The 17483-nt window shown below is 44.4% G+C and carries 18 protein-coding genes; 13 read left to right on the top strand and 5 right to left on the bottom strand.

All coding sequences use genetic code 11. The features are described from left to right. The first annotated feature begins 253 nt into the window (after nt 1-253). The 4 genes from QUA78_RS08675 (at nt 254) to QUA78_RS08690 (ending at nt 2751) form a co-directional block, all read left to right on the top strand. Complete coding sequence (locus QUA78_RS08675) at nt 254-1225, top strand: DUF6745 domain-containing protein (protein ID WP_333306589.1); 972 nt, start codon at nt 254-256, stop codon at nt 1223-1225. A 13-nt stretch (nt 1226-1238) separates the two neighbouring features. Further along, nucleotides 1239-1493, top strand: a complete 255-nt coding sequence (locus tag QUA78_RS08680; RefSeq protein ID WP_333306587.1) for a hypothetical protein — start codon at nt 1239-1241, stop codon at nt 1491-1493. Then, nucleotides 1490-1900 (top strand): type II toxin-antitoxin system tRNA(fMet)-specific endonuclease VapC, encoded by a 411-nt coding sequence (gene vapC, locus QUA78_RS08685; protein WP_333306585.1) that lies wholly within the window; start codon nt 1490-1492, stop codon nt 1898-1900. The genes QUA78_RS08680 and vapC overlap by 4 nt, the downstream gene beginning before the upstream one ends. Before the next feature lie 80 nt (nt 1901-1980). Continuing rightward, entirely contained in the window at nt 1981-2751 is a 771-nt protein-coding gene (locus tag QUA78_RS08690; protein ID WP_333306583.1) for a Uma2 family endonuclease, read from the top strand. Here QUA78_RS08690 and QUA78_RS08695 read toward each other — a convergent pair. Next, nucleotides 2715-2852 (bottom strand): hypothetical protein, encoded by a 138-nt coding sequence (locus tag QUA78_RS08695; protein WP_333306581.1) that lies wholly within the window; start codon nt 2850-2852, stop codon nt 2715-2717. The genes QUA78_RS08690 and QUA78_RS08695 overlap by 37 nt on opposite strands. Before the next feature lie 21 nt (nt 2853-2873). On the opposite strand from QUA78_RS08695, the gene QUA78_RS08700 reads away from it, so the two are divergent. Next, complete coding sequence (locus tag QUA78_RS08700; protein ID WP_333306579.1) at nt 2874-3962, top strand: SPFH domain-containing protein; 1089 nt, start codon at nt 2874-2876, stop codon at nt 3960-3962. An 86-nt stretch (nt 3963-4048) separates the two neighbouring features. Next, nucleotides 4049-5263, top strand: coding sequence for a hypothetical protein (locus QUA78_RS08705; protein WP_333306577.1), 1215 nt, complete (start codon nt 4049-4051; stop codon nt 5261-5263). 79 nt (nt 5264-5342) lie between these two features. On the opposite strand, the gene QUA78_RS08710 is transcribed toward QUA78_RS08705, so the two are convergent. Further along, complete coding sequence (locus QUA78_RS08710; RefSeq protein WP_333306576.1) at nt 5343-5981, bottom strand: restriction endonuclease subunit R; 639 nt, start codon at nt 5979-5981, stop codon at nt 5343-5345. 322 nt (nt 5982-6303) lie between these two features. On the opposite strand from QUA78_RS08710, the gene pds reads away from it, so the two are divergent. Then, complete coding sequence (gene pds / locus QUA78_RS08715) at nt 6304-7677, top strand: 15-cis-phytoene desaturase (RefSeq protein ID WP_333398724.1); 1374 nt, start codon at nt 6304-6306, stop codon at nt 7675-7677. Nucleotides 7678-7769: 92 nt separating this feature from the next. Next, nucleotides 7770-8699, top strand: a complete 930-nt coding sequence (gene crtB / locus QUA78_RS08720) for a 15-cis-phytoene synthase CrtB (protein WP_333398725.1) — start codon at nt 7770-7772, stop codon at nt 8697-8699. Nucleotides 8700-8841: 142 nt separating this feature from the next. On the opposite strand, the gene QUA78_RS08725 is transcribed toward crtB, so the two are convergent. Together QUA78_RS08725 and QUA78_RS08730 are read right to left on the bottom strand one after the other, a co-directional pair. Next, nucleotides 8842-9339: a hypothetical protein gene (locus QUA78_RS08725; RefSeq protein WP_333300398.1), complete on the bottom strand. Its 498-nt coding sequence runs from the start codon at nt 9337-9339 to the stop codon at nt 8842-8844. Nucleotides 9340-9728: 389 nt separating this feature from the next. Continuing rightward, nucleotides 9729-12482, bottom strand: coding sequence for a valine--tRNA ligase (locus QUA78_RS08730; RefSeq protein ID WP_333300400.1), 2754 nt, complete (start codon nt 12480-12482; stop codon nt 9729-9731). Between the two features lie 158 nt (nt 12483-12640). Here QUA78_RS08730 and QUA78_RS08735 point away from each other — a divergent pair, with 158 nt between their 5' ends. Further along, nucleotides 12641-13018, top strand: a complete 378-nt coding sequence (locus tag QUA78_RS08735; RefSeq protein WP_333300401.1) for a GxxExxY protein — start codon at nt 12641-12643, stop codon at nt 13016-13018. A 71-nt stretch (nt 13019-13089) separates the two neighbouring features. Here the strand turns inward: QUA78_RS08735 and QUA78_RS08740 are convergent, their stop codons facing one another. Next, entirely contained in the window at nt 13090-14742 is a 1653-nt protein-coding gene (locus tag QUA78_RS08740; protein WP_333300403.1) for an FAD-dependent oxidoreductase, read from the bottom strand. A gap of 58 nt (nt 14743-14800) precedes the next feature. Between QUA78_RS08740 and QUA78_RS08745 the strand changes: the two genes are divergently transcribed. From QUA78_RS08745 to QUA78_RS08760, 4 genes are all read left to right on the top strand, one after another. After that, nucleotides 14801-15178, top strand: a complete 378-nt coding sequence (locus QUA78_RS08745) for a hypothetical protein (RefSeq protein ID WP_333300404.1) — start codon at nt 14801-14803, stop codon at nt 15176-15178. Next, complete coding sequence (locus QUA78_RS08750; protein ID WP_333300406.1) at nt 15178-15342, top strand: hypothetical protein; 165 nt, start codon at nt 15178-15180, stop codon at nt 15340-15342. Before QUA78_RS08745 ends, QUA78_RS08750 begins: the two co-directional genes overlap by 1 nt. 33 nt (nt 15343-15375) lie before the next feature. Further along, a complete protein-coding gene (locus QUA78_RS08755) occupies nt 15376-15579 on the top strand; it encodes a PIN domain-containing protein (protein ID WP_333300407.1) in 204 nt (67 codons plus the stop codon). Between the two features lie 198 nt (nt 15580-15777). Next, entirely contained in the window at nt 15778-17469 is a 1692-nt protein-coding gene (locus QUA78_RS08760; RefSeq protein ID WP_333300409.1) for an AAA family ATPase, read from the top strand. Nucleotides 17470-17483 lie beyond the last annotated feature (14 nt).

A 17483-nucleotide genomic window follows, 5' to 3' on the forward strand; every position in this document is an offset into this window, starting at 1 on the left:
AATATGAGCAAGTAGTGTTGACGATTTGTGGAATAGTAAGGTTGCGAATTAGAGCGCTAATATTACCATGAGAAATATCTGCTACATCATCAGGTAAAAATCAACGCACATAACTAGATATTTTGGCTTAATTATCAACAATAAATATCTCAAAGCCTTATTAGAGCGTACAGAGTCGCTAATTTAGGATGATTGCATTTACGTCATACAGCCGGCGTTACACAAAGGCTTTAATTATTTTTGGAGATGTCTAATGTTTTCCACTGATCCACTCAATCGCGAAAAAGCGACAGAGGTAGTAAAAGAAGCTTACCTTGCAATTGATGAAGCAGAACCCGAAATTATTTTTTGCGACAGCCCCTACGAAGCTACCAATCTTGTTATTGGCTGCGAATCACTTACTCAGCTATACGAAAAATTTGGAGTCAACCTTTTTAACCAATTTTCAGAGCAACTGTACGGCGAGGCTTGGGAAAATATAAGCGAACAGCTTTCATATGAATTATTTCGCCTCCTTTGCCCGGATGAATGGAATGATTTTTCTCGTGTTTTTAGGGAACTATTAGAAGAAAGCATTGGTCATGAAGATGTTTTTGATACTGAAGGTTATGAGCCTGTAGATTCTAGAGTATGGACTGAATTTGCTGCAAATTGTGACTTCTGTTTTTCCGTATTAAAGTGCAAACACAACCCCATAACGTGGCAAGCGCTTAAGTCTTTGACTATGCACTGCGGCTGGATTTTTCCCTATAAAAAAGTTTGCATTGTGTGCGATCGCCCTCGCATTCTCTCCTTCGACAGCCAACACCGCCTCCACGCCGAAGGAGGACCCGCCATTCAATTTGCCGATGGATACAGCCTCTATTCCTATCACGGCGTCACCTTACCCGAAAAATACGGAAAAATCCACCCCAACGAGTGGCAACCGCAATGGCTGTTAGAGGAAGAAAACGCCGAACTCAAGCGAGTGCTAATTCAAGGTATTGGTTACGATCGCATAGCCCGCGAATTAGCAGCCGTTGAATTAGATACTTGGCAAGAATACACCTTATTAAAAATTGAGAGAAACGTTGACTTAGAGCCGGTTTATCTGTTAAAAATGACTTGTCCCAGCACCGGATTGATTCACGCTTTGCGAGTGCCGCCCGATATCAACTCAGCCAGAGAAGCGATTAAATGGGTGAATTGGGGAGTCGATTATGAGGATTTTTCAGTACAAACTTAAGGAGGCAAGAGTTATGCAAAGCATTAAAGTACGATCGCACGTCGGATCAGACGGGATGTTGCATTTGCAAGTCCCGGTTGGGATAAAAGATACAGATTTAGAAGTTATTGTAGTTTTCCAGCGCATATCACCCGCAACTGAAGCTAAAACACCGGAAGATTTAGGCTGGTCTCCCGGTTTTTTTGAGACAGTAATAGGAAGTTGGGAGGGAGAACCGCTTGTTCGTCCTGAGCAGTTGGAATATGAAATCCGGGAAGAATTGCTGTGATTTATCTTTTAGACACCAATACTTGCATCCGTTTGTTAAATCCAGACCGCAACTCATCGGTATCTCGCCGACTAGCAATGATGCGGTCAGGTGATGTAGCAATATGCTCTGTAGTTAAAGCAGAACTTTACTGGGGTGCTTTTAAAAGTTCTCGTCAAGATAGCAATCTAGCTAGACTAGAACGTTTTTTCAATGAGTTTGTAAGTTTACCTTTTGATGACCAGTCTGCCCTAATTTACGGTCAAATTCGCACTCAATTAGCTGCATCTGGAACACCAATTGGCCCTAATGACCTTTTGATTGCCTCTATTGCTCTCGCCAACAACCTAATCGTGGTAACTCACAATACCCGCGAGTTCAGCCGCGTTGAGGGTTTGCGTCTGGAGGATTGGGAGATAGAGGTCTGAGTTAGATGTATCGAGTTTGCATCTACTCAAAATCAAAACTTCTTTCACAACAAAACAATGCTTGCGACCCAAATAAAACTATGAAATTCACCCTAGATATAGAAAACAACCCTACAGGCTGGCCCGACCACACTCAGCTACCAGAATCCGACGGTACTTTTGTGAAAAATTTCCAAGAACATCCCCAAAGCATTCTGTTAACCGATTCAATTACTCCCGTCTTCCAAAGCATTCATCCAGATGGTAACTATTGTATCGGTCAAGACAGCGGCATTTATTGGCGATTAACTGAGCCGCTAGAACGGGGTGCGGAAGCACCGGACTGGTTTTATGTGCCGAATGTGCCACCAACTATTGACGGTCAATTGCGGCGTTATTATGTGATGTGGCAAGAATTTGTAGCACCGTTAATTGTGTTAGAATTTGTATCGGGCAATGGTGCAGAAGAACGGGACAGAACGCCTTTGTTGCGATCGGGTCAACAGGAAACTAAGCCGGGTAAATTCTGGATTTATGAAAATGTCATCCGTCCGGCATTTTACGGAATTTATGAAGTAACTAAGGCTAGCGTTGAAGTCTATCACCTGATCGAAGATAGGTATCAATTAGTTGCTGCAAATGAGCGCGGTCATTATCCCATTGAACGGTTAGGAGTGGAATTGGGAATTTGGCAAGGAAGGTATCAAAATGTTGAGTTACCTTGGCTGCGCTGGTGGGATAGTGCAGGAAATTTGCTGTTATCGGGAGCAGAAAGAGCCGATCGCGAACAAGAAAGAGCTCAACAAGCAGAAGACCAATTAGAGCAATTGCGCGCTCAGTTGCGATCGGCTGGAATCGAACCGGAATTGTGAATTGTCTGCAAGTGCGATCGCGCCCATCCCCAGCGATCGCACCTAAAAACTTTACAATGGCGATCGGGAACTCCGATCGCTCCTATTGAAGCTAAAATCAAACAACAACCCAAAATAAATCTATGGGACTCTTTGACAAAATTCGCGGCGAATTTGTCGATATCATCGAATGGTTGGACAATACCAGCGACACCATTGCCTATCGATTTGAGCGCCACCAAAACGAAATTAAACAAGGTGCTAAACTAACTGTACGACCAGGACAAATAGCAGTCTTTGTCAGCGAAGGCAAAGTTGCCGATGTCTTCGATCCAGGAATGTACGAACTGTACACCCGCAACTTACCCGTTCTCAGCACCTTAAAAGGTTGGCCCTACGGTTTCAACTCTCCCTTTAAAGCAGAAGTCTACTTTTTTAACACCAAAATATTTACCAACCTAAGATGGGGAACCTCTAACCCTGTAATTATCCGCGATCCAGAACTCGGCCCAGTGCGAATGCGGGCTTTTGGAACCTACAACATTAAAGTTTCCCATCCAGAACAACTCTTAAAACAACTAATCAGCACTGACGGACTATTTCAAGTAGATGAAATCAGCGCTCAACTCCGCAATACAATAGTCAGTGCCTTTGCCAATTGGGTTGGCAGTTCCCGCGTTCCCCTCTTAGACTTTGCAGCCAACTACACCCACATGGGCGAACAGGTACGAGTTGCCATAGAGCCAAGTATCCAGCAGTTTGGGTTAGAGTTAACTCAGCTATTAATTGAAAATATCTCGATGCCTCCAGAAGTTGAAGCAGCACTCGACAAACGAGCCTCGATCGGACTTCTGGGAAATATGCAGCAATATACCCAATATCAAGCTGCTAACGCCATAGAAGCATCAGCAAATAACCCTAGCGGCGGCAATCAAGCATTAGAATTTGGCATGGGAATGGCACTAGGTCAACAAATGACAAATATGATGCAGTCACCAGCATCCCAAACTCCGCCGCCACCTCCCCCACCAACACAACATCAGTGGTATATTGCCCAGAACGGTCAACAATCAGGCCCTTTTGGATTGGATCAACTTCTGCAAAATGGTTTGACACATCAGGTAATGGTTTGGCGTGCGGGTTTAGACGGCTGGAAGTTAGCATCGCAAGTGCCGGAATTAGCATCTTTGTTGGCGACAGTACCGCCGCCTCCCCCGCCAGCCGCAGCCTAAAATTTTGCATATTTAGTTAATTGGTAATTCGTAATTAATCTGCTTTCCAAATTACTAATTACCAATTACATCACCAATAAACTATTATGAATACTTCTGAACCTGCTGTTAAACGTTTTCCCTGTCCTAGCTGCGGGGCTTATTTAGAGTTCAACCCCCAAGCAGGAAAACTCAAGTGTGCTTACTGCGGCTGGGAAGATGCAATTCCCCAAACTGCTGAAGAGGTAAAAGAAAATTCTTACGAACAATACCTACAATTCGACGAAACAACGCTGACAACTTTATCAACAACCGCCCTTGAAGTAAAATGCAATGATTGCGGAGCAAGTGTTACTTTTGAACCGCCGAAAGTAGCGGGTAAATGCCCATTTTGTGCTTCTCCAATTGTGACGCAACCTGCAAAGGCTAGCCCTAGCGTGCATCCAGAGGGAATTGTACCCTTTGAAGTTACTGATAAACAGGCCAGAGAAAGCATTCAGAAGTGGCTCAGCAACCGCTGGTTTGCTCCCTCTGCTTTGAAATCCCTAGCCCAACAGGAGAAAATTCAAGGGGTTTATTTGCCGTTTTGGACTTACGACACTTATACGGTTAGTTACTATAGGGGCGATCGCGGAGAACACTACTACGTGACTGAAACTTATACGGAAACAAACTCGCAGGGCGAAACTGAAACTAAAACTCGCGAAGTCCAACATACTAGGTGGTGGCCTGCTTCTGGCAGAGTCAATCGCTCTTTTGACGATATTCTGATTCCCGCTACAACTTCAGTCGATCGCCCCCGTCTGGATGCGTTAGAACCTTGGCATCTCAAGGAGTCGCTGCGCGCTTACAATTCATCTTATTTAGCTGGGTTTGAAGCGCAGCGATCGCAAGTTTCTCTCACTCAAGGATTTGAATCTGCTAAAAATGTCATGGCCGGTACTATTCGCTACGATGTTTGTAGAGATATCGGCGGCGACGAGCAGCGGGTTCACAGCATTTCTACTGATTATAATGCTATCACTTTTAAGCATATTTTGCTACCTGTGTGGCTGTGTGCCTATCGCTATCAAAACCAGCGATATCAAGTAATGGTTAATGCACGTACCGCTGAAGTTCAAGGCGAACGTCCCTACAGTGTTTGGAAGATTACTGCTGCTGTTGTTAGCGGTGTGGTACTTGCGGGTGTTATGTACCTCTTGTTTACTGGTAATTGGAGATATATCCGTGTTCCCGGTCTCCCTCAGCCCCAACCTCAACCAACTTCCCTACCTGTACCGAGCCAAAAATTACCGCCAGCGCCTGTTCAGTCTGCTAATTAGTTCATTCTTCATTTTTTATTTAAACGAAGTACAACCGCGTCTCTGAGCGATCGCCCTCACAGAAGAGTGCGATCGCTTGCTAAACTGTATTGCCAACATTCAACTCACCAAGGCGCTTCAAAATACTCAGCACGCTGTACAAATCATTCCCCGGATTGAAAAGGTAAAACTTCCGAGAAAAAGCGTACTGTGGTGTTTCTCGCTTAACTAACTTAACAAATAGAAAATCTGCCCCATTCATTAACAGTCCGTAAGTAGGTCGATCGGCACTCACATTAGCTAACATATAAGCCAATAACTGCGGAATCCCTACCTCCAAAGAAAACGCAGCTTTCTTTGATTCAATAACTACTACCCACAACTCCTGAAATAAAGCCAAAACATCCAACTGTCCCCTCACAATCACTCCCTCATATTCGTCAACAATTTCTACAGATTTTTCTGAAGTAACATGAAAAGGAGCAAGATAAAAATCAGCTAAATCCAAAAACGGAGACAGCACCACCATTTTGACTGTATTTTCGAGCAGCGGCGGATGTTTGAGCAAATTCCTGTAACTTGCTTTCACTCTGTCTAATCGTTGTTTTTCATAATCACTGATTTCTGGCAAATCATCTTGCCACTCGCGAAAAAATTGGTCATCCTCAATCCACTCTATTTTGAAGTGGGTTTCCAAATCATTCAGTGCGACATTTCTAGCTTGAATTGTTTGTACCATAAATTTAACTAATTAATTGAAATTTGCCTCATAATTGATGATAGCAAAAAGTCCTAGATTTCCGTTAATACTGAGGTATTGCATCTTTGGGAACAGTCCTTTGACAATCAAGCAATTTCGTCCGGGGCCCCCGGATCGCGGCTGGGGAGCCAGAAAAAAGCTCTGCGTCGTCCTCACAAGCCCCCGGATTGCGGCTGTCAGAGCAATCTAAAATCTAAAATCTAAAATCCCCTCACATCCACCAGCCCCAGTTCCCAAAAAAATGTAACGAGTTGTAAAGTATAATTAAACCGAAGCGAACACAGAGGCCAAGTAGTATCAAATGCGAGTTGCGATCGCCGGAGCAGGCTTAGCAGGACTTTCCTGCGCTAAATATCTTACCGACGCGGGCCACACCCCCATCCTCCTAGAAAGTCGGGACGTACTCGGCGGCAAAGTCGCCGCCTGGAAAGATGCAGACGGCGACTGGTACGAAACCGGCCTTCACATCTTCTTCGGTGCATACCCAAATATGCTCCAACTATTCAAAGAACTTGACATCGAAGACCGGCTGCAATGGAAAGAGCACTCGATGATTTTCAATCAGCCGGAAACCCCCGGAACCTATTCCCGCTTTGACTTTCCCGACCTTCCGGCCCCCTTCAACGGCGTCGCAGCCATCCTGGGCAACAACGATATGCTCACCTGGCCCGAAAAAATCCGCTTCGGTATAGGTTTGATTCCGGCGATGCTTCAGGGTCAAAGATACGTCGAAGAAATGGACAAATACTCGTTTTCCGACTGGCTCAAAAAGCAAAACGTCCCCCCCAGAGTCGAAAAAGAAGTATTCATCGCCATGTCCAAGGCGCTCAACTTCATCGACCCTCACGAAATATCTGCAACCATACTGCTGACAGCCCTCAACCGCTTCCTGCAAGAGAAAAACGGCTCGAAAATGGCCTTTTTAGACGGTTCCCCCACAGAGAGGTTGTGTCAGCCGATGGTAGACTACATAACTGAGCGCGGTGGCGAAGTACGGCTGAATGCACCCATCAAAGAGTTTTTGCTCAACGATGACAACACGGTGCGCGGCTTCCACATTCGGGGGGTAAAAGGGGCAGAGTCAGAAATTCTGACGGCGGATATTTACGTTTCCGCGATGCCGGTTGACCCGCTGAAGCTGATGATGCCGAAACCTTGGGGCGAAATGGATTATTTCAAACAGCTCGAAGGCTTGGAGGGAGTACCCGTCATTAATGTACACTTGTGGTTCGATCGCAAGCTAACTGACATCGACCATTTGCTGTTCTCGCGATCGCCCCTGCTGAGCGTCTACGCCGACATGAGCAACACCTGCCGCGAATATGCCAACCCAGACAAATCAATGCTGGAACTGGTTTTAGCACCGGCAAAAGACTGGATAGGCAAATCTGACGAAGATATCGTCGCAGCCACAATGGTCGAGTTAGAAAAACTCTTTCCCGATCAAATCCCAGAACCAGCCAAACTGCTCAAATATCACGTAGTCAAAACCCCACGTTCCGTTTACAAAGCCACTCCCGGACGCCAGCAGTGCCGTCCCACACAAACAACTCCCATTAGCAATTTCTATCTAACGGGGGATTATACAATGCAGCGTTATCTTGCGAGTATGGAAGGTGCCGTGCTTTCTGGTAAGCTGACAGCGCAGGCTATTTCGACGGCCAATAACAAATGAAAAATTAAGAATTTTTCATAAAAACGTAAAAGAATCTCCCGTTTTCTAAACGGGGGAATGTCAGTTCTAATCTTTAAATTTCTTATTCTCGGATGCTGCAACTGTCAAAACTCCAGTGCATGAGAACTCTGGCTTCTGTGGATGACTCTTACGAACTGTGCCGCCAAGTCACGGCGAGTTATGCCAAAAATTTTTATTTAGGCACTCAACTCATGCCCGAAGCCAAGCGTCGGGCGATTTGGGCGATTTACGTCTGGTGCCGCCGCACCGACGAACTCGTAGACGGGCCGGGTTCTGATGCAACGACCCCTGAAACCCTCAATCTGTGGGAAAAACGGCTAGAATCTGTGTTTGCCGGCCATCCTCACGACGACTACGACGTAGCTTTGGTGGATACGCTGTCTCGTTTCCCGATCGACATTCAGCCGTTTCGAGAGATGATTGCGGGCCAGCAAATGGACTTGTACCGCAGCCGCTACGAAACTTTTGAAGAGCTCAATCTTTACTGTTATCGAGTAGCGGGTACTGTCGGGCTGATGTCGATGTCTGTCATGGGTGTAGACGAATCGAACTCCGCTGCTAACTGGAATTGGCACTGGGGGAATAGAATTCCCAAAGAAGAAGCCATCTCCCTCGGTATTGCCAAGCAGTTGACTAATATTCTGCGCGATGTCGGAGAAGACGCCCGCCGCGGCCGCATTTACATTCCCTTAGAAGACTTAGCCTTGTTTAACTACACTGAAGAAGATTTATTCAACGGTGTAATTGACAACCGCTGGCGGGAATTGATGCGGTTTCAAATTCAGCGAGCTCGCAAATTATACGCCAGCGCCGAGCCCGGAATAAAAGTGCTCAGTCCCGATATCCGCTGGACTGTTTGGGCTGCTACCATGCTGTACAGCAGGATCTTAAATGCGATCGAACGCAATCAGTACGATGTTTTCCAGAAGCGGGCTTATGTTAGCAATTCTCAAAAACTGCTGTGTCTCCCCGCCGCTTGGCTGAAGTCAAAAGTGCTTTAGCCGCAGGCAATTTTGCTGGCGATTCGGCAACGGGTAAGGGGTATTTGTCAAGTTACAAATTATATGATGTCCAGCAAATTGCATATTAGATTTGTAGGGACGCGCTAGTGCCGTGTCCCTGCCTGTTGTGTGTCGATCTAAGTCAAAGTGGCGGTGTAGCGGGTGAAATTTTCAATTGATCGATCGAACTTTCCAACAATTGCTTTTCCTGCTGGAGTTTTGCCTCTAAATTTTGAATTTGTTCCCGGCGGGCTTCAACTTCAATCAAGCGGCGAGACAATTCTTGACTCTGCAAAGTGAGAGATTGCCGCCAATCTTCTGCTTTCTGGGCTTCTTGCTGCAAAAAATCGGGAGTAAAGCCTGTTGTTAAATATTTCTCTACTAATTGTAGCACCCAGTTGGTCGCTGCTTGAATATGCAAAACCTGGCTATTTTCGTCAACATTTGCTAATAATAGCATCCCTTCATTTAAAAGATTAGTTGCAGAGTAAATTATATTTTGAGTATAATTTTTCGGTAATCTCAAAAAACTTTCTTCACTAAGAATAGCCCAAGTATCATCAGAATTTTGGCAAGCCAGCAATTGCAGACTTATCTCGCCTAAAATTTCCTGATTTTGTACTTGCGCTAAATATAACATGAGGGTTATTGGTTATTGGTAATTGGTGATTGGTGATTGGTTATTTGTTATTTGTATATCTCGCTTCTAGCCGAGTATCGATCCCCCTAAATCCCCCTTAACAAGGGGGACTTTGATCCCTCTTGTCCCCCCCTTAATAAGGCAGGTAGGGGGGATCTAGACTTCGATAAAAACAAAAGAGACGGTCAGTTTAACGTGTTTGTTGTCACTAATGGCCACAGCCTGAGAACAAAATTACAGTCCACAGTGAACTCTTAAAACAACTTTAGCCGATCGCGCCTGCGGTGGGTGAGAATCAATATTTTCCTTGGGATTCCCAGATTTTTCGCCCTCACGCAGCCTACAAATGGACTAAAAACAGTCAACAGTTAACAGTCAACTGTCAACTATTAAAACACCTTTAGCCGATCGCGCAAAATCTCGGCCTGTTTTTCGGCTTCCGCCAAAGCATCCCTCGCCCCCTGAACCACATCAGGAGTAGCCTTGTCCACAAACTTCTGATTAGTCAAACGCGCCGCAGTATGCTTAATTTCAGCTTCCACTTTGCTCAACTTCTTTTCTAATTTAGCACGCAAAGCCGCCAAATCGACCACCCCAGCCAGAGGAATCAATACTTGCACAGTACCGACAACTCCAGCAATTGTCTGTCCCAAATCTGCATCCACACTAGCCGTAACTGTCAGATTTTCGACTTTTGCCAAATCCTGAATGTAAACACCTCCATCTGAGATGATTTGGCGTTCTTTCTCGTTTTCGCTTTGCAAAATCGCCGTCACCTTCACACTGGGTTTGATATCAGCATCCGCCCGCAAATTGCGAATAGTGCGAATTGTACCGAACAACAACTCAAACTGCTGTTCTAACTCTGGATCAATTAGCGAGATATCGGCTTCAGGATAAGCTTGCAAAGCCAAACATTCACCATCACCTGTTTGAGTCAGAGTGTGCCAAATCTCCTCAGTAATGTGCGGCATAAAAGGATGCAGCAGCTTCAGAATACCTTCCAACACAAAAGCAAAAGTTTGCTGTGCCACTTTCTTAGAATTTGGTTCAGCATCCTGTTGCAAGCGAGACTTGACTAACTCAATATACCAGTCACAGAAATCGCCCCAAATAAATTCATAAAGTCCCTTCGCCGCTTCTCCCAAACCGTAAGTTTCCAAACAATTGCGGCTTTGTTGCACAACTTGATAATAGCGAGAAAGAATCCAGCGATCGCACAATTCTAACCCTTCTTCTCTCCCTCCCTCGGTAAGGGGGGGTTGGGGGGGGTGAGGAATTCCCAACTGCTGCGGCGTCTGTCCCTCCAAATTCATCATCACAAACCGCGCCGCATTCCACAACTTATTCGTGAAGTTCCGCGAAGCTTCCACCGATTTTGATTCATCAGTTTTGCGATCGTACTCCATGCGAATATTTTGACCTGCCCCTACCACTTCCTTAACCAAAGTGTAGCGCAAAGCATCAGTACCGTACTTACCAATCAACAGCAGCGGGTCGATACCGTTATTTTTACTCTTAGACATTTTCTGACCGTTTTCATCCAACACCAAACCGTGAATGTAAACAGTATCAAAAGGCATCTTTTCAGTAAAATGTCCGGCCATCATCGTCATTCTAGCCACCCAGAAAAAGATGATATCAAAACCCGTAACTAAAGTCGTTGTCGGATAGTAAAACTCCAAATCTTTAGTTTCGTCCGGCCATCCTAAAGTTGAGAAAGGCCACAACCCGGACGAAAACCAAGTATCCAATACGTCTGGATCTCTTGCTAGCTGCACGTCATTACCAAATTTAGCCGTAGCTTTTTCCTTAGCTTCAGCTTCAGTTTTCGCCACCACAAACGGCGTCGTATCAGTAATTTCGCCGTGAGTTTCGCTAACAGCATACCACGCCGGGATTTGGTGTCCCCACCACAATTGTCGGGAGATACACCAATCCTTCAGCTTCACCAACCAATCGCGATAAACCTTTGTCCATCTTTCAGGAACAAAGACTGGTGAGTTACTTTTATCTAATGCTTCTAAAGCACGTTGAGAAAGAGGATCTATCTTCACAAACCATTGCGTAGATATCAAAGGTTCGACCGGAACTTTGCCGCGTTCGCTGTAGGGAACTGTATGCTTATAATCTTCTATTTTAACCAAAACTCCGTCAGTTTCTAACCGCTTTACCACATTTTTCCGGGCAACAAATCGGTCTTGTCCCTGGAACTCTCCGGCATTTTCATTTAAAGTGCCGTCCTTATTCATAATGTTAATAAACGGCAAGTTGTGACGCTTACCCATCTCGAAGTCATTCGGATCGTGGGCGGGTGTCACCTTGACACAACCAGTTCCGAAAGTCGGATCGACAAACTCATCAGCAATGATTGGGATTTCGCGATTGACGATCGGCAAAGTCACAGTTTTACCGATAAGATGCTTGTAGCGATCGTCCTGTGGATTCACCGCCACCCCAGTATCGCCCAACATCGTTTCGGGCCGAGTCGTCGCCACCTCCAAATAACCAGAACCGTCCGTCAAAGGATAGCGGAAATGCCACAAATGGCCCTCAACTTCCTGCTGGTCTACCTCCAAATCCGACACAGCAGACTGACTCGCCGGACACCAATTCACCAGGTAATTGCCGCGATAAATTAGCCCCTCATCATACAGGCGGACAAACGCTTCTAAAACCGCAGCGGATAAGCCTTCATCCATCGTAAAGCGTTCGCGCGACCAATCGACAGACACGCCCAAACTGCGTAATTGATTAGTAATAGTATTGCCCGATTCCGCTTTCCACTCCCAGGCCCGTTCCAAGAATTTTTCTCGGCCTAAATCGTGGCGAGTTTTGCCTTCTGCTTTGAGTTGCTTTTCGAGAATAGTTTGAACTGCGATGCTAGCATGATCCGTTCCCGGCAACCACAGGGTATTGCGTCCAGTCATGCGGTGATAGCGGACGAGGACATCAATCAGCGTCTCTTCAAAAGCGTGTCCCATGTGGAGGCTGCCGGTCACGTTGGGCGGCGGGATAACTACGCAGTAAGGTTCGCCGCCTTTTTCGGGGTCAGCTTTGAAGGTTTGGTTGTCTTCCCAGTATTTTTGCCACTTGGCTTCGGTGGCTTGGGGGTCGTATTGGGGGGGTAGGTTTGCGGTCATGGTGGCTTGAGAGTTTGATCTTATTTAAGATTGTGCCACAGCGGGGGGAAGAGAAGAGGTTTGAACCGCAGAGGGCGCAGAGGGCGCAGAGGGAAGAGTGTTGGGAGGGTTTTGGATTACGATTGTGATTATTGGTTTGAGAAGAGGAGAGAAGAGAGTTGGAAGATGATCTGAATGAGTTGACTTATGCTGTGATTGGGGCGGCGATGGAGGTTCATCAGGAGTTGGGGCCGGGGTTTTTGGAAGCGGTATATGAGAATTCGTTGCGTGAAGAACTCTCGCGCCGGGGAATTCCTTTTCAACCTCAACCTACAGTAAATGTAACTTATAAAGGTGTTGTGGTTGGGGAAGGCAGATACGATATGCTGGTTGCCAACACTCTCGTTGTTGAATTAAAGTCAGTCCAAACTATACTTCCTATCCATGAGGCTCAAGTTATTTCGTACCTCAAAATGACTGGTTATCCTCTAGCCCTTCTCATCAACTTTAACGTCCGCTTTTTAAAAGAAGGAATCCGCCGCCTCATCCTCTCCTAACAAACCCTCTCATCCCTCTCCTCTCTGCGCCCTCTGCGCCCTCTGCGGTTCATTCCTCTTAATATCTTTAATTACTTCACCTCCTTATAATCCACCCCATAACTCGTATCTCTCCCCGACAAATACGTCGTTTTCCCCGTTAAAGTCTCCAGAGCTTTTTTCGTTTCAGCCGAAGTAATCGTATTCAGCGGCACGCCGAACTTGCTAGCCAAACCAGCCGCCACGCCCACACCTTGTCCTTGATAAATATTCACCGTCGCAATTCGCCCGACAGATACCGCCATACCCACATAACCCGACGATCGCCCGACAATGGCTAAATTCTTGACTTTGCTAGCCAAAGCGCTTTCTATGCCGAAATTATACACTGGGAGCGGCGGAATTCTCGCAGATAAATTCTTGACTCCGCCCCGCATATCGAAATCGTAAGAAAAACTGCCGATCGACTTTTCGGGTGCAGTTCCCCCTTTGATAATTTCCTGCCCCGTCAGCGGATCTACCACATCGCGAACGTTCAAAGTTTGCCTGATATAAACCTCGTCTGGAATAAATACTCTCACATCTTTACCAGATTTCTTTTGTAGCCAGTATTGGAGAAATGACATTTCTCTAATCATCTCAGGAGTCGGTTTTCTGCCGTTAGCTTCCATCTTCATGATTTGGTCAACTTGGTATTTAAACAGAAACCCGTTCCAGGAGAGCACATTTTTGTTATAAACGCAGACATTGCCTTTATCAAAAAAGAATCCTTTATTTTGGCTAAAGGGCAGATTTCTGTCTATGTGATACGCTGCTCCTATAGCTACGCTTCTGATGTCGTATCCGTCTGTATATGGCTGATAAATCGTACTCCAGAAATTCCTCATCCAGAATTTTGTACTAGCCGGATCTTTAGATTTCATAATGCTTTCTTTAATCTTTTTTACCAAAGGCCGATTGTATAGAATTTCATCTTCTATGCTGCGGAATTCGGACATCGTTATACCTGTAATTCTCGGAACTACAGAGACAGCTAAAGTTTCATTTTTGGATTTTATATTTTGAGATTCATATCCTGTATAATAAGATAACCCTGCTTTTCTGGCGAATTCGGCATCTTGAGTTACGTCAATAAAAGAGTTGGCTTTAATTATTAGATTGCTGCCTTTTACTTCGGCATATTCAATTTTTTTATCTACGACGCGGGGAGTAAGAGTTGAGTTGGAAATAACTTTGATTTTGGCTGCTAAAAGCATCTGTTTGAGAGCTCGATCTGCCAGTTTTGGGTCTAAGCAAGATTCGGGCGCATTCGCTTTATCTAAAAATTCCTTAAAACATTGGGCGTAGGGTTGGCGGTACCAATCGGGGATTTTATCTAAATCGATGTAAGCTAAACCGCCGCGGGTGAGTAAGCCGCCCAAAGGAGCACTTCGGTAGTTCGATCGCACGATCGCAACTTTACCCTTTGCGCCTAAAGTTTTCTTAGCCCATATCGCCGCACATATCCCCGGTACTTCATCGCCATACACTACTACATCGAACTTTTGCTCCGGTGATTTTTTGCGAGGTACCGGAGGCGGACTGCTGGATTTTTGGTGCAGAGTTCCATTGTCTAAGGTTGCACTTGCTGGGTTTCTATTTGCGATATAATTTTCTGCTTCTCTGAAAGGGGGATAGTTAACTAAAAGTTTGACGGCGACAAAGAAGATTGCAATTGAAGCTAATTTCTTGAAAGTAGAGAGCATTCAGTTGACTCGTTTATAAATTTGCATTACCTGAAAGCGCAGTTCAGGGTTTACGGAATTGAATATAGCACGTTTAGATAGTTTCGACACAATTTTAACTTTTCCGGGAACCGTGGTAAACGAATCTTCTCAACCCAAACCTGGTGATGCTGTCCTTGGCAGCCAAAATGCTACAATTACATCAATCACCAATTTAAACATAAAAAACATGACTTTTGAGGCGGTTTTAAATCTTGTTAAGCACTTGTCTCTAGCCGAAAAGTTACGATTGATTAAGTGGATAGTTCCTGAAATAGAACGAGAATTAGTTGTTGGGCCGACTCCCCGCAAATCATTGTGGGGTTTATGTGCTGACTTGGGAATTGCACCTTCTGCCGCTGATATAGATGAAGCTCGGAGGGAAGAATGGGCGAATTTCCCAAGGGAGGATTTCTAATGCTGCGTGCTGTACCTGATACTCATGCTGTTATCTGGTATATATTTGCCGATTCACGACTTTCGGTGACAGCTAGAACGACAATAGAACAGATAGCTGCCGAGGGAAATCAGGTGGCTTTTTCATCAATTACATTAGCAGAAATTGTCTATCTGAGCGAGTGAGGGCGGATTAATTCAACCACTGTCGATCTATTATTGAGAGAAGTTGAGAGCGATGATGCCTTATTGGTTGAAATTCCTTTCGATCGCAATATAGCTTTGACTTTAAGGCAAGTTGACCGATCGCAAATTCCCGATTTGCCCGATCGCATTATTGCTGCTACTGCTTTGTATCTTAATGTACTCGTTATCAGTCGCGATCGCCGGATTCAATTATCTAGTATAGACACAATTTGGTAAATCTGAGTCACTCGGCGCAAGTTTAACTTTTCCGGGAACTGTTGTTAGCGGTTTTGCCTGTGTTACTGGTTTGGGAGGGCTTTTGATGTGGGTAAGGATGGGGGGTGCGATCGCATCTCAGATATCTGGTGTCGGGAAGGGCGATCGGTTACAATAATTTAAGAACAACAATTGAGTCATCTTAAAAATACAGAAAAAATGGAAAAAGTTTTTGTACATCCTGAATGTCCTTTTTCAGCAGAGACATTTAACCTATTGGCACAATTTAATGCTCATACCAGCTCTGATTTTTACATGGAACACAAAAAAGATTTATTAAAATATGTAGAAGAGCCATTGAAGTATATTTTAAGCCAGGTAGAAGAGCAGTTACCTGATTTTATTAAAAAGTATATAAATATTAAGTATGAGAGCTGTTGCGTCATTGATTCATCAAAATATCCGGTATATATAGTCTATAGGGTAGACTACTGTATTTTTAACAGTATGATTCCTCTCCAAGCTCCTCAGTTAATGTTAAAAGTTAAAGATCAGAGATTAACTTTTGGTTTGGAGGTAAAAGAAAATGTGTTTCAGTTAATGCTATATAACTACAAAGAAGAATATAGAGATGACGTTGATTTTATCGAAATCCTCAAATGCTATAACTTGAGTAATAAACAACATCATTTTTCTTTAAAATCTAGCTGGATAGAGGAAGATTTTGATGACAACGAGCATTTTTTTTATGATTTCGACCTAAAGGGTATTTATTGCCAAATGAAATCCGAAAAAAATTTGTATGAGTTATTAGAAAATATCTTGGAAAATGTTCCTGTCGATTCACAACAATCTGAAAAATTTGAAGACGTTTTGTTTGGTGATATTTTTGCTGGTATATCACTTGAATCACAACAAATATTAGAATATTCTGCCCAACAACTAATTTATAAAATAGCGCAAATATTTAAAAAGATATTTCCATTATTTTTAATTTCTAGTCTCTACGATGACCCGGATTTACCTCGTCTACTCGATGAATATCTTTCAGTCTATGAAAAGGGATTTAATGCAGTGTATCAACTAGAAACAATTTCAGGAATTACTGGTTTTCAAACAACCCAACTAACCCAATGGATACACGCCATTAACCGCAAAGGCCAAGCCATCATTCAAGGCCCACCCGGAACCGGAAAAACCTTTATAGCCGAAAAACTAGCCAAACACTTAATCGGCGGCGGTGACGGTTTCTCAGACATTATCCAATTTCACTCCGCCTACACCTACGAAGACTTTATCGAAGGCCTCCGCCCAATAACTCAAAACGGACAATTAACCTACTCAATAGTTCCCGGTAGATTCCTAGAATTCTGCGAAAAAGCCGAAGCCTGTGAAGACACTTGCGTTCTCATTATTGATGAAATTAATCGCGCAAATCTCTCTCAAGTCTTTGGCGAGTTAATGTATCTCCTAGATGACCGACAAGACACAAAACGCTTTATTACACTAGCCAGCGGTCAAAAGTTTAGAATCCCTGCAAATGTCCGCATTATCGGCACAATGAACACCGCAGACCGTTCTATTGCCTTAGTCGATAACGCACTCCGCCGCCGCTTCGCATTCATTCCCGTTTATCCCAATTATGAAGTGCTGCGACAGTATCACCACAGAGAGGAAACAGGTTTTCCAGTTGATAAATTAACTAGCATTCTAAAAGATGTCAATCGCGCAATTAACAACAAACACTATGAATTAGGCATCTCCTTCTTTTTGACAAAAACCTTAGCTGAAGATATCCAAGATATTTGGCAAATGGAAATTGAGCCATACCTCGAAGAATACTTCTTTGATAACCTGGAAAAAATGGATGAGTTTCTCTGGGAGAAGATCAAGAATAAATTGGGCTATTGACAATCTAACGCCGT

It is taken from the genome of Microcoleus sp. K4-B3 (genome assembly GCF_036704615.1).
Lineage (GTDB): Bacteria > Cyanobacteriota > Cyanobacteriia > Cyanobacteriales > Microcoleaceae > Microcoleus.